13 protein-coding genes and 2 pseudogenes are annotated in these 11,990 nt (G+C 71.8%); 8 read left to right on the top strand and 7 right to left on the bottom strand.

Translation table 11 applies throughout. The features are described from left to right. From FF36_RS36565 to FF36_RS30455, 3 genes are all read right to left on the bottom strand, one after another. Positions 1 to 233, bottom strand: a 233-nt coding sequence (locus tag FF36_RS36565) for a hypothetical protein (RefSeq protein ID WP_206778498.1), incomplete at its 3' end; no start/stop codon positions are given. A gap of 434 nt (positions 234 to 667) precedes the next feature. Beyond that, the gene (locus tag FF36_RS30460; protein WP_044888666.1) at positions 668 to 1,237 is read right to left on the bottom strand and encodes an RDD family protein; all 570 of its coding nucleotides are present in this window, start codon (positions 1,235 to 1,237) and stop codon (positions 668 to 670) included. A gap of 474 nt (positions 1,238 to 1,711) precedes the next feature. Next, a partial coding sequence (locus FF36_RS30455) for a hypothetical protein (protein ID WP_242422996.1) occupies positions 1,712 to 2,536 on the bottom strand: 825 nt, incomplete at its 3' end. 235 nt (positions 2,537 to 2,771) lie between these two features. Here FF36_RS30455 and FF36_RS30450 point away from each other — a divergent pair. The 6 genes and pseudogenes from FF36_RS30450 to FF36_RS40505 form a co-directional block, all read left to right on the top strand. Next, on the top strand, positions 2,772 to 3,137 hold the full coding sequence (locus tag FF36_RS30450; RefSeq protein ID WP_044888664.1) for a hypothetical protein: 366 nt from the start codon (positions 2,772 to 2,774) through the stop codon (positions 3,135 to 3,137). Positions 3,138 to 3,211: 74 nt separating this feature from the next. Next, positions 3,212 to 3,589: a roadblock/LC7 domain-containing protein gene (locus FF36_RS30445; RefSeq protein WP_044888663.1), complete on the top strand. Its 378-nt coding sequence runs from the start codon at positions 3,212 to 3,214 to the stop codon at positions 3,587 to 3,589. Positions 3,590 to 3,812: 223 nt separating this feature from the next. After that, on the top strand, positions 3,813 to 4,049 hold the full coding sequence (locus tag FF36_RS30440; RefSeq protein WP_044888662.1) for a hypothetical protein: 237 nt from the start codon (positions 3,813 to 3,815) through the stop codon (positions 4,047 to 4,049). 262 nt (positions 4,050 to 4,311) lie between these two features. Continuing rightward, the gene (gene def, locus FF36_RS30435) at positions 4,312 to 4,986 is read left to right on the top strand and encodes a peptide deformylase (RefSeq protein WP_044888669.1); all 675 of its coding nucleotides are present in this window, start codon (positions 4,312 to 4,314) and stop codon (positions 4,984 to 4,986) included. A 138-nt stretch (positions 4,987 to 5,124) separates the two neighbouring features. Continuing rightward, positions 5,125 to 5,629: pseudogene (locus tag FF36_RS30430) on the top strand (class I SAM-dependent methyltransferase); the annotation flags it as partial. A 1-nt stretch (position 5,630) separates the two neighbouring features. Further along, positions 5,631 to 5,742, top strand: a pseudogene (locus FF36_RS40505) (class I SAM-dependent methyltransferase); the annotation flags it as partial. Here FF36_RS40505 and FF36_RS30425 read toward each other — a convergent pair. From FF36_RS30425 to FF36_RS30410, 4 genes are all read right to left on the bottom strand, one after another. Next, entirely contained in the window at positions 5,725 to 6,900 is a 1,176-nt protein-coding gene (locus FF36_RS30425; RefSeq protein WP_044888660.1) for a hypothetical protein, read from the bottom strand. The pseudogene FF36_RS40505 and the gene FF36_RS30425 overlap by 18 nt on opposite strands. Further along, positions 6,887 to 7,618 carry a class I SAM-dependent methyltransferase gene (locus FF36_RS30420; RefSeq protein WP_044888659.1) on the bottom strand — a complete coding sequence of 244 codons (732 nt, stop codon included), beginning with the start codon at positions 7,616 to 7,618 and terminating at the stop codon, positions 6,887 to 6,889. The genes FF36_RS30425 and FF36_RS30420 overlap by 14 nt, the downstream gene beginning before the upstream one ends. Positions 7,619 to 7,628: 10 nt before the next feature. Further along, positions 7,629 to 9,050, bottom strand: coding sequence for a glycosyltransferase family 4 protein (locus FF36_RS30415; RefSeq protein WP_052681649.1), 1,422 nt, complete (start codon positions 9,048 to 9,050; stop codon positions 7,629 to 7,631). Positions 9,051 to 9,320: 270 nt separating this feature from the next. Beyond that, on the bottom strand, positions 9,321 to 9,749 hold the full coding sequence (locus FF36_RS30410) for an organic hydroperoxide resistance protein (protein ID WP_044888658.1): 429 nt from the start codon (positions 9,747 to 9,749) through the stop codon (positions 9,321 to 9,323). A gap of 155 nt (positions 9,750 to 9,904) precedes the next feature. Here FF36_RS30410 and FF36_RS30405 point away from each other — a divergent pair, with 155 nt between their 5' ends. Beyond that, the gene (locus FF36_RS30405) at positions 9,905 to 10,543 is read left to right on the top strand and encodes a TetR/AcrR family transcriptional regulator (protein ID WP_044888657.1); all 639 of its coding nucleotides are present in this window, start codon (positions 9,905 to 9,907) and stop codon (positions 10,541 to 10,543) included. Positions 10,544 to 11,799: 1,256 nt separating this feature from the next. Further along, the coding region (locus FF36_RS41345) for a DUF4277 domain-containing protein (RefSeq protein ID WP_044888667.1) at positions 11,800 to 11,990 on the top strand (191 nt) is incomplete at its 3' end.

The following is an 11,990-nucleotide window of genomic DNA, read 5'->3' as shown; positions in this document are numbered from 1 at the left end:
CCCTCTACGCTGTCCTCGCTCTCGCACCGCAGCTTGAACGCACGACAACCGGCCCGGTCAGTGACGGGGAAGCCGAGGCATACCGGCTCGGTGGCGCGGCCATGATCGACCGGATGCATATCGCGATCGGCGAGGCATGGGCGCCCCGACGACTCGCCGCGCGGGAACACCGACGGCACATCGGCCGACCCGGCCGACCCGAGATCACCGACGAACCCGACGAAGGATCGCAACTCATCACCTGAGACGAGTGCTAGCAGACTGCTTGCAAAAGTTAGCGCCCTTCCCTTTCGGCATCGGCTCGGGTCGCTTCGAGATCGCGAGCACGAAGAGGGGCTCCCCGGTTTCCCCGGGGAGCCCCTCTATACGCTCGGCGATCGTTCGGCTACATCATNCCCGTCCGGCTGGAGGGCTTGCGGCGTTCCCGCAGGTAGCGGTCAAGATCGGGGTTCAAGGTCCACCCTCGGAGCTCCACCCTTGGCCAGCAGGCATTACCCTCTTTCCCGCCACTCCGTCGGTCGCGGGGCGGGCGCGAGCAGGTCCGCGGAGCGTCGTCGCCTGGAACGGGTGGGACCACAGCGGCGCTTCCCACCCGTTTCGGCCGCAGATGCCGGGTCGGCTCGGCGAGGCGCCAGTCGATTCGCCGCTGCCCGACCGGCATGCTCGCTTATCCGCGCAGTACCTGGGTGCCGCCGGCGAGGCGGTCGTGGATGCCCTGATCCCGCGGGTCCGCGTTGATCGTGACGGCGATGACGACGTTGGCCGCCAGGAGCAGGAATGGCCCGAGGATCGGAATGATGTTGAACAGTAGAAACAGCTCACGGACCGCGGCGTTGTTGGGCCCGGGCCGCCCGCCGCTCGGCCCGACGACCCGCAGACCGAGCGCCTTCTTGCCCGGCGTCGTGCCGAGAGCGACGTCGAAGCCGACGAAGTAGGCATAGGTCACGACGGCGGTGAGGGCTGTCCATCCGAGCCCGTAACCGAGGATGAAGAAAGTCGTGATGTTGACGACGGTGAGGATCAGGTTGTCCAGAATACGGGCGCCGAACCGGACGCCCAGTCCGGGAAGTGCCGCACCCTGGGGTTGTCCTGCCCCATAGCCGGGTGCCTGGGGATACGGGGGATAGCCGGGCGCCTGGCCATAGGCCGGTCCCTGCCCGTAGGCGGCCGGCCCCTGGCCGTAGGCCGGTCCCGCGCCCTGGTTGTACTCGTCGCCGTAGGGACCGTTGGTCGTCATGAGTGCTCCTGCTCTCGTCGAGGCTGCCGGTGTGAACGGTATAGATGTGCCGAACTCCCCGCGCGGACAACAGGCTATAGTCGTATGTTTGACACCCTGCTTGAAGTGGGATGAGTGGCGCCGATACGCTTCCGATGATTCGGTACCGGCTACGAGCGTGTCGGGCGCCGTGGGAGCCCGCGGTTCCGCAGGCGAACGGCGAAGGCGATGCTTCCACCCTGCGTTTCTGGCCAGACGTTTACCAGCTGACAACTCGGCAGCGTGTACAAACAGGGGCAGCGGCACCAGCCAGACCGCCCCGTGGGACCATGCTCGGGAATGTATTGATGGGCCGGTGCGACCGGCGTCGATCGAAGCCGACGCGGTAGTCAGTCAGCGTGTCCGGCGGCGGACAGGAAGACTGTGGTCGGGCGGGCGGACGCCGTCGCGGTGGGGAGGAGAACGGCGGGGNAGGGGGGNGNTNTCCACCATTTNCCNGCCTTCTCCAGAATCGTCTTCACCCGCGAGGTGCGGGATTTTCTCGCGCGCCCGGTGCACCCGGTCGCCATAGTCAGGCAGGCCGGACGCGCCGCCGCGCTCAGCGTCGGACCTGACCGGGGATCGCCCCTGCGGGGGTGGAAAAACGATCCGGCCATCCCCCGCGAGCGACGCCAGGTCCGTCATCACCGGGAACAGGCCGCGGCCCACGGTGAACGCGATGTCCCGGCAGGTCCGGCGGCCGTCGATCCGGGCCAGCAGGTCGGCCTGCGCCCCGCCCGTCGTCCGGTGTCGTGCCGATGCCGTCGCCAACCGAGGGCGGGCCTGGGGCTCCAGGCTCAGGTCGGCGCGCCAACGGGAGGCGCTCGCCAGCCGTCGGCGCGTCTCCCGGATGGCCCGCTCGACCTCGATTCCCGGCTCCACGGGCAGCACCGGGGGTAGGAAACCGGGGCCGGCGGGCTCCGTGGCCACACTCGCGATCCGGGTCAGGGCCAGGGCGAACAGGGCGTCCATCGTGGCCATCCGGGTCACCACCTGTACGCCCGCGCTGCCCAGCAGCCGGCGTTCGACCAGCGCCGTCGGCAGCCGGCCGCTCGGCGCGGCCGCGGCGAACACCTCGGTCCACTCCTCGTCGGAGATGCGCCCGGACCGCAGCAGCAGCGATTCGAGCCCGGGCGCCGCCGAGGTGGTGGCGGTCGTGAGCAGACCCTCCCGAAGGACAACCTTCCCGCTCGCCTCGCCCAGCACCACAACCGCACCCGAGAATTCCTCCCGGGCCTGCCGCCGGAGTGCAGCCAGCAGGATGTCGACGCCGGCCGGCATTTCTTCCGCCGGCTGTGTACCCCTCTCCTCCTTGTGGGGTGGGCCGTCGGTAGAAGAAACGGGACTCCGCGTGTTCTTTATCTCATCCGGCATCGTGGGGTCCTCGATGTGACAATCCGTTCGCGCACGGGTACGGTCGCCTCGTCTACACGATATGCCCGCCGACGTGCACACGAATACCAAAAGGCCTGCCGACGTAACTTCGTCATGCTGTCAACGGGTTGAAGGGTACCTCATGGACATCGAGACCGCGCTCAAGGAAGCAATGACAATCGACGGTGCGATCGGTGTTTCGCTCGTCGATTACGAGAGCGGAATGATGCTCGGTTCCGCCGGTGGCGGCCGGACACTCGATCTCGAGGCGGCCTCGGCCGGCAACACCGACGTCGTGCGCGCCAAGGCCCGCACCCTCGACGCCTTGGGGATCAAGGAGGGGATCGAGGACATCCTCATCACCCTCGATCAGCAGTACCACCTGATCCGGCTGCTCCATCGCGGTGGCAGCCCGCTGTTCTTCTACCTGGCCCTGGACCGGCCCCGGGCGAACCTCGCGCTCGCCCGGCACAGCCTGCGCGCCATCGCCCGCAACCTCGACCTCTGACGGCCCCGGCAGACGCCGAGTGGTGAGCCCTGTCGGTCCGCGCGGACTTCCGTGGCGAGAGAAATGAGGCATCGATGAGCACAAGCACGATCACCGGTGGGGTACTCGCCGAGCTCCACACCCTGCGGGAGCAGGTTCCGGGCGTCACCAGCAGCGCCGTCGCCTCCGCCGACGGCCTGCTGGTCGCCGCCGACGCCGACGGTGTCCGACCCGAGGTGCTCGCGGCCATGGCCGCCGCCGCCCTCGGCCTCGGCCGCTCCACCAGCCAGGAGGCCGGGATGGGGCCGCTGCGCGAGGTGATCACCCGTTGTCAGGGCGGGCACATCATCGTCTACGCGATCGGGGAGACCAGGCTGCTCGTCGTCCTGGGCGACGAGGGTCTCGACCTCGAACGCCTGCACCTGCAGTCGCGGCCCGCCGTGACCCGCCTCGCCGGGCTTCTCGCCGCCTGAGTCCGTCCGGGGTACCGGCTCCCGCGGTGGGCCGGTACCCCGCGACAGGCTCGCCTTCTTCCTGCTTCCGGTCACCGCGCCAGCCTGTGGATAACCGGGGATTGGCACGCACGGGCCAATGCGCTCGGGGCGGTCTGTATGTTCGAATGCCCCCGTGCAGCCGTGTTCATTATGTGGCCACGAGTGGTCGTATCACCACGGCTCTGGACATTTATCCCCATGGGTGACCTGTACGTCCGGCTCGGTGAGCTGCTTCTGCCGGCGAACCGTCGAGGAGGCCCACCACGAGATGGGCGGCGCCTCCGGGCCGATGTGCGTCACCTGTGGGCAGCGTCCCGCCGAGGACACCCAGTGCCGTCCGTGCCGGGAGGAGCGGCAGCGCCGCGCGGAGGAGGAGTTCGCCGCCTGGTGGGAGCAACTCGGCCGCAGCCGTCGGGCCGGCCGCCGTCCCTCCCGCTGACGGTCCGCGGCCAGCGACCGACATGCCGGGCGTCGTCGCGTGAACCGCTCCACCGGCCCGACGGTGAAATATTCGGCTGGGGAGCGTCGATCCGTCGCACGGACGGCGGGAGCGTTCTGCCAAGCTCGTAGGCACAGCATGTCGAGGATCGGCGGCGGCCCGGTTCGGCATGGCGGACGGCGGGTGGCGGGTGGGGCCCGGCCGGCACTGCGCCGCCGTCCGTGCGGGCGCGCCGACGGTCGGATGGAAGGAGAAGCCCGCCATGGCCTCGCGTACCGCGCGATCGGATGAGACGAACGAGAAACGGGATCTGCGGGTCCGGGTCCTGGGAGAGCCGGTCGACGCCTATCCCGAGGTCCCGCCCGAGGTGGCGCGGGGCACCATCCGGCGCATCACGGTCGTCGGGGAGCCCATCCTCCACCGACCCTGCCGGAAGATCACCGAGTTCGGCACCCCGGAACTCGCCGCCCTCATCGACGACATGTTCGCCACGATGTACGGCGCCGAGGGGGTCGGGCTCGCCGCGAACCAGATGGACGTCGACGCCGCCCTGTTCGTCTACGACTGCACGGACGAGGACGGTGTCCGGCACGTGGGGCACCTCGTCAATCCGGAGCTGGAGGAGTCCGATCCCGCCGAGCGCCGGCTGGTCAAGGGCGAGGAGGGCTGCCTGTCCGTGCCGGGCGCCTACATGGAGGTCGCCCGGCTCGAACGCGCCGCCGTCCACGGCCAGGACTCCACCGGTGCTCCCGTGCGGCTGGAGGGCACCGGCTACTTCGCCCGGTGCCTGCAGCACGAGACCGATCATCTGTACGGCGGTCTCTACCTCGACCGGCTGTCCAGCCGGGGACGCAAGAAGGCGCTGAAGGAGATGGCGGAGCGGGCCGAGGAGGTCTTCGCCCGCCGCACCGAGGTGGCCGAGACCCTCGGCAGGTAGCCGCCGGCGAACCGGCGCCGGATGACGGCCGGTCGGCGAACCCGGGGCACTAAGTTCGGTACCGGCCGGATCGGGCGGTACCCGCCAGCCGGCGGGAAACGGGACGGCGGCACGACGACCCAGGGAAGGGAGCCGGCGGTGGACGCGGCATTGCGGCAGGTGGCCGAGGGGGCGACGGGCTTCATGCCCCCGCAGGAGGGGCTGGCGCTGTACACGGCGGCCACGACCATCCCGGCCGGTGGACTGATCTGCGAGGTCGGCACGTACTGCGGCAAGTCCACCCTCTACCTGGCCGCGGCGGCCCGGGCAGCGGGCGCCACGGTGGTCACCGTTGACCATCACCGCGGTTCGGAGGAGAACCAGGCCGGCTGGGAGTACCACGACACGACCCTGGTCGATCCGCGCACGGGCCGCCTCGACACGCTGCCGTTCCTGCGTCGGACGCTGGAACAGGCCCAGGTCGAGGACGTGGTGACGGCGATCGTCGGGCGGTCCGAACAGGTGGGGCGGTGGTGGTCGACCCCGGTCGCGCTGCTCTTCCTCGACGGCGGGCACACCGAGGAGCAGGCCCAGGCCGACTACTCCGCGTGGGGGCGCCACGTGGCCCCCGGCGGCCTGTTGGCCATCCATGACGTGTTCCCCGNCCCCGCCGATGGCGGCCAGGCGCCGTACCACGTCCTGCTGCGCGCGCTCGACGAGGGCTTCCGCGAGCAGTCGCAGACCGGGTCGCTGCGGGTGCTACGCCGCGTCGAATGACCGGCAGCCGCACGCCGGTGGTGCGGAGTCCGGTGCTGCCAGCGGGTCGCCGTCGGGCGCCGGACGCTGGTCGGGCGGGCGCGGCTCCCTGCGGGAGCGGCCCGCGTCGGTGTCGGCCCGGCCGTCGAGCGGTGGGTGCAGCCCGACCGGCAGGTCGTCCCCGCGGAACAGCGTCTCGGTGACCCCGCCGGCCAGCGTGTCCGCCGCGAGGATCACCGCCGCGGCGGTCCACGTCGACTGTTCGACCGGCCAGAACGTGCGGTTGGCGAACTGCCAGCCCGTCCAGTAGCCGCCGTCGTCGTGCCGCAGATGCTGCATGTCCGCGACCAGCTTGGCCGCGGCGTCCGTCTCGCCGACCAGGTGCAGGGCGATCGCGAGTTCGCAGGTCTCCGCGCCGGTCACCCAGGGCTCGTCGGCCACGCAGCGGATCCCCAGGCCGTCGACGACGAAGTCGTCCCAGCGAGCGGCGAGCCGGGCCCGGCCGGCGGAGCGGCGCAGCGCCCCGCCGATCACCGGGTAGTACCAGTCCATCGACCAGCGGTCCCGCGGCGCGAAGTACTCGGGATGCGCGACCAGCGCGTGATGCAGCGCGCCGGTCGCCCGCTCCCAGGCCGGCGGCACCTCGCCGACGAGCGCGGCGAGCGCCATCCCGCACCGCAGGCTGTGCAGGGTGCTGGAGCAGCCGGTGAGCAGCGACTCGGGATAGTCGACGCCGTCCGACCCCCGCGCCCACCAGATCTGGCCGCTGGGGGCCTGCATGTCCACGACGAAGTCGAGCGCCCGGCGGACGACCGGCCAGATCCCGGCGGCGAAGGCGCGGTCCCCGGTGAGCAGCCAGCGGTGCCAGGCGGCCGTCGCCACGTAGGCGCACTGGTTGCTGTCGGCGAAGTCCTCCCTGACCGCCCCGGCCACGTGGCTGGTTGCCCAGGAGCCGTCGGCCCGCTGGTTGCGGCGCAGCCAGGCCCAGGCGGCGTCGGCCGCGTCGACGAGGCCGCCGAGGTCGAGCGCCATGGCGCATTCGAGATGGTCCCAGGGGTCGGTGTGGCCGCCGGGATACCAGGGGATGGCGCCGTCCGGTTCCTGGGCGGCGGCGATCGCGGTCGCGGTCGCGGTGAGCGCCTCGGGGGTCAACACCGGTGCAGACTCAACCGACCGCACGCGCTACCTCCGGTTTTCGTAGGTACAGGACGATGCTCTTGCCGATGACCGGATTGAGGATCCGTTCGGCGAGCCGCGTCACCTGGGGACGGCGCATCATGTCCCACACCAGCAGCCGGTGGTAAAGCCGCGTCGCCGGATGGTCGTCGTCATGGACACCGACGAGACACCGCAGCCACCAGTACGGTGCGTGCAGGGCGTGGGCGAAGTGGGTGCCGATCGGCTCCAACCCGACGGCGGTCAGCCGCTCGCGCAGCTCGGACTGCCGGTAGATGCGGATGTGACCGCCCTCGACGGTGTGGTAGGCCGTCGACAGGCTCCAGCACACCTGCTCGGGCAGGCGGTTCGGGACGGTGACCGCCACCCAGCCGCCGGGCCGCAGCACGCGGGCGATCTCCGCCATCGCCGCCGTGTCGGCGGGCAGGTGCTCGAGGACCTCGGCGATGATGACCCGGTCGAAGGTGGCGTCCGCGAACGGCAGGGCGAGCGCGTCGCCGCGCACCCCGGCCGCCCGCGCCGTGGCCGGCGCCTGCCCCTCCAGGGCCATCGCGGCGAGCATCGCGTTCACGCCGCTGACCTCGCCGAGGGAGTAGTCCAGCGCGACGACGTCGGCGCCGCGCCGGAACGCCTCGAAGGAATGGCGCCCGGCTCCGCAGCCCAGGTCGAGCAGCCGGCAGCCGGCGGGCACGGGAAAACGATCGAAGTCGACGGTGAGCATGCGGCGCGGCTCAGCCGGCGAGCGTCGGCGACGCCGACGAGTTCGCAGCGCCCGGCGCCGACGCCGGGGCGGGCGGGACGGTGGAGGCCAGCCCGGCCGGGGCCGGCCAGGAGGCGGGTGTCGGCGGCGCCCACGACCAGGACGAGCCCGGGTAGGGCGAGCTCGGCGTCCCGCCCACCGCCGCGATCCGCTCGGCGTACCAGGCCGCGGTCGCGGCGCTCGCCGCCCGCCAGGAGAACCGCTCCTCCACCCGGCGCCGCCCGGCCGCCCCCATCCGGGCGCGACGCGCCGGGTCGTCGAGCAGCGTGCGGATGGCCCCGGCCAGCGCGTCCGGATCTCCCGGGGGGACCAACAGGGCCGCCTCGCCGTCGGCGCCGGCGACCTCGGGCAGCGCCCCGGCGGTCGTCGCGATCAGCGGAATGCCGCAGGCCATCTCCTCCACCGCGGGCAGGCTGAACCCCTCGTAGAGGGAGGGGACGACCGCGACCTCGGCGGAGCGCAGCAGCCCGATCAGCTCCTGCTCCGGCACGTTGGAACGGAACGTCACCGCATCGCCCAGGCCCAGTTCGGTCACCCGGCGCTGGGCCTGCCCGCCCTCGCGGACCTTGCCGATGCAGACCAGGTGCGCGGCGCGCTCGGAGCGCAGCTTGGCCAGCGCCTCCAGCAGCACTCCCAGGCCCTTGAGCGGCACGTCCGCGCTGGTCACGACCACGATGCGGCCGGGGACGGGGATCGTGCCGGCGGGCGCGGGGGTGAAGACGTCGGCGTCGACCCCGAGGGGCACCGTGTGCATGACCTCCGACGGCAGGTCCATGTCGGCGATGATCTCGCGCCGCGAACTCTCGGAGGGGATGACGATGCCGTCCAGCCGCTGCGCCACCCGGGCCTGCATCGGCAGGAAGGAGTACCACCGCCGCAGCCCCACCCGGGCGGTGAAGCTCGACGCCGCGGCCAGACTCAGCCGGCGGTCGACGGTGATCGGGTGGTGCACGGTGCTCACCACCGGGATCCGGTAGGGACGCAGCGCCGCCCGCAGCGCCAGCAGCCCGTAGCCGAGCCCCTGGTTGTCATGGACGATGTCGAACGGCGGCCGTCCACCGGCCGCCCGGGGCCGCAGCGCCTGGTAGGCGCGCAGGCTGAACGACAGCGGTTCGGAGAACTGCCCGGTCCGCATCATCCCGAACTCGACGACGTCGGGCAGCGCGCGCAGCTCCGCCAGGCCCGGCCAGCGGAACGGGTCCGAGTCGCGGTAGAGGTCCAGGCTGGGCAGCTCGGTGAGATCGACCCCGTCGTCGAGGTCGGGATACGGCGGCCCGCTCAGCACCTGCACGTGGTGCCCCAGGGCGACCAGTTCGCGGGACAGATGTCGGACGTACACGCCCTGGCCACCGCAGGTGGGCAGGCTCCGGTACGACAACAACGCAATCCGCAACTGTGCGCCCTCCGTCCGTTTCGGGCCAGTCCTGGTCCCTCGACGTCGAGGGTGGCGCCGCTTCTTTCGCACATTAGGACATTGAGGTCCGATCTTCACGGTGTTCGCCTGCGACGCCAGTGGCCGGCCGGTCGCGGACCGGCCGGCCACAGGTGCGCGTCGACCTGCGGATCCGCCGGTCCACGCGTCGCAGGGACGCGTGGACCCGACGGACCGCGGGTCGGCTGTGGACTACCCGTCGGCTCGGCTGTGGACTCCCGGACGGTTCGGTCAGTCGTTGTCCACCAGGACGACCTCGGAGGGGATGTTGCCCTTTGTGGCGCGGGAGTACGGGCACATCGCGTGCGCCGCCTCGAGCAGTTCCTGGGCGGTGGCCCGCTCGAGCCCCGGGATCTGCGCCTCGATCCTCGCGCCCAGGCCGATGGCGCCCTCGTCGTCCCGGAGCAGCTCGATGGTCACCGACACCGCCGAGTCGGTGACGTCGACCTTCTTGCCCCGGGCGACGGCCTTGAGCGCGCTGTGGAAGCACGCCGCGTAGCCGGTGGCGAAGAGCTGCTCCGGGTTCGTGCCCGGACCGTCGTCCCCGCCCACTCCCTTCGGGATGGAGAGCTGGAGGTCCACCCGGTTGTCGCTGGATGCCACCCGTCCCTCGCGGCCGCCCCATGCGGTCGAGGTCGCCGAGTAGATCGTGGTCGCCATGTCGCCTCCGTGTGATGCTGTGCGTCGCCGGACGGATACCTTCCGATCGCGGCGCGGGCTGTCGGAGCTCCGTGGAGCCTGTCAGATTTACGCAACCACGCTGGTGCCCTAAATATTCGCGGTCCACACCCACGTTTCCCGCTTAGCCTGAGCGGATGGTGCAGGAGGAGACGGAGCAGCTCGACCGGCCGCGGCGGGGACGCCCCCGTGACGCGACGATCGACACCCGCGTGCTCTCCGCCGCCGTGGACGAACTGGCCGAGCACGGCGTCGGCGGGTTCAGCGTGAACCGGGTCGCGGCCCGCGCCGGCGTCGCCAAGCGTGGCATCTACGTGCGCTGGCCGGCCCGCGACGATCTCGTCCTGCACGCGCTCGGGACCTTGGCGGCCGGGCTCGTGCCCCCGCGCACCGGGTCGCTGCGCACGGACCTGCTGCACCTCGCGCCCTACGTCGACGCGGTGTTCACCGAGCCCCGGCTGTCGATCCTCGCCCGGTGCATGGCCGAACTGCGCCGCTTCCCCGCGATGTACGCGGCGTTCCGGCGCGAGTCGGTCGACCGCTGCGCGGCCGCCATCGAGGACGCCCTGCACGACGCCATCTCCCGGGGCGAGGCCCGTGCCGACCTCGACACCGACCTCGCCGCGGGGGCCTTCCTGGGCGCCCTGCTGGCCCGGCACGCCTTCGGCGGCGCCCGCCAGCCCATCGACGATCCCGCCTTCCACGGCCGTCTCGTCGACTTCTGCGTCGCGGCCGTCCAGCCGGTCACCGTGACGCGCTCCGGCCCTTCCGACTGAGCCCCGCTCGCCGAACCCCCTCTCCGCTGAGCCCCGCTCGCCGAACCCCCTCTCCGCCGAACCCCCGCTCGCCGAACCCCCGCTCGCCGAGGCCCTCTCCGCTGGGCCCCGCTCGCCGAACCCCTGTCCGCTGGGCACGGTTCGCGCCCCGTTCGCGAGCGCGGCGTCGACTGAGCGTCGTCCGTCCGCGAGGCCCGTCGGTCTGTCGGGTGCTCCCCCCACGGCCGAGGCACGGTGGATCGCGGGGGACGGTGGTCACCGTGCCGGCCCGTGCCGCGTTGTCCACAGCCGTCTCCCTTGGGGGACAGCGTCGCCACCGACTGGCACCCACGGGCGGGCATCGTGCTGTCCACAGCTCGACACGCCCAGGCGTCGCGCAAGCACGCCGACGTCAATGCCGCTCGGTGGGCCATCCACAGAGGGAACGGTGACCATCGGCGCTGATCGCCGCCCAGAGCATGCGCTGTCCACAGGCGCTGCCGGAGTCCACGAGGGGCCCCGTGCATTCCACCCGTGAGGCGGTGGATGCCTGGAGTCAGGATGGTCGCCCATGAGCAGCGCCCTCGACCACCGGTGCGCGGGGAGGGCGCCCGTCCGGACTGCTCGGTGCCCACGGCCAGGTCCGCGAGCGCAGCCACGATCAGCTCCCTGACCAGGAGTTTTCCGGGTTCTCCACAGGAGAGGTGCCGGCCTTCACGGCCGCTGGGGACGTTCCTCTGCGGTCACCGCCGCCCGCCTTCCGTGTCGCCTGTGGATAACGCTCGGCCCGTCCGCCACCCTCCTCGATGAGGAGCACCGTGCCGCACACGGTGACCATCTATGGTCACCGTGGCCGACGGTTCGTCGCTGTCCACAGGGGCACGGGTCCGCGCGGCGAACGGTGCTCGACGGTCGTCCCCCGAGGTTCCGGTCCAGCTCGACGGGGCCATGGCGCGGGCACCGTGCCAGATGCGGCCGCTGACCATCCATGACCTGCGTTGTGCCGACCGGGCGTCCCGGGCGCCATCCGCAGGGCACCCGTCCACAGCAGGCGAGCGCCGATCCGGCCGGCACCCCGGGCGGTCATGGTCGTTTCCTCGGACGGTTACCCGTGTTGATGCCCGATATCCCTGTCCTTCGCACGTTCGTGCGATGTGACAGTTCCGTGATCTTTTGGTTGTTCCGTGTCGGGTTTGCCGNGGGGTGGAGTGGTGGGCCTGGCACGGTTCCCGCCTGTGACGGTCGTGGCGGGNTATNGACCTCCNAGCGNGGNGAAGATGCTCGGCGCGCTGCCGGTCGTGCGGGACTTCCTGCGCCGGCTTGGGGTGGCCAGCGTCGTCGACCGACTCTGCCCGGTCCGCGAGGACGCCCGGCTGACCCACGGCCAGGTCATCGAGGTCCTCATCGCCAACCGGTTGACCTGCCCGACCGCGATGGTCCGGGTCGCCGACTGGGCGGCGGCCTGGGC

The organism is Frankia torreyi (genome assembly GCF_000948395.1).
Lineage (GTDB): Bacteria > Actinomycetota > Actinomycetes > Frankiales > Frankiaceae > Frankia > Frankia torreyi.
Note: the sequence above shows the minus strand (reverse complement) of the source record. Positions and strands in the feature narration are given on the sequence as shown.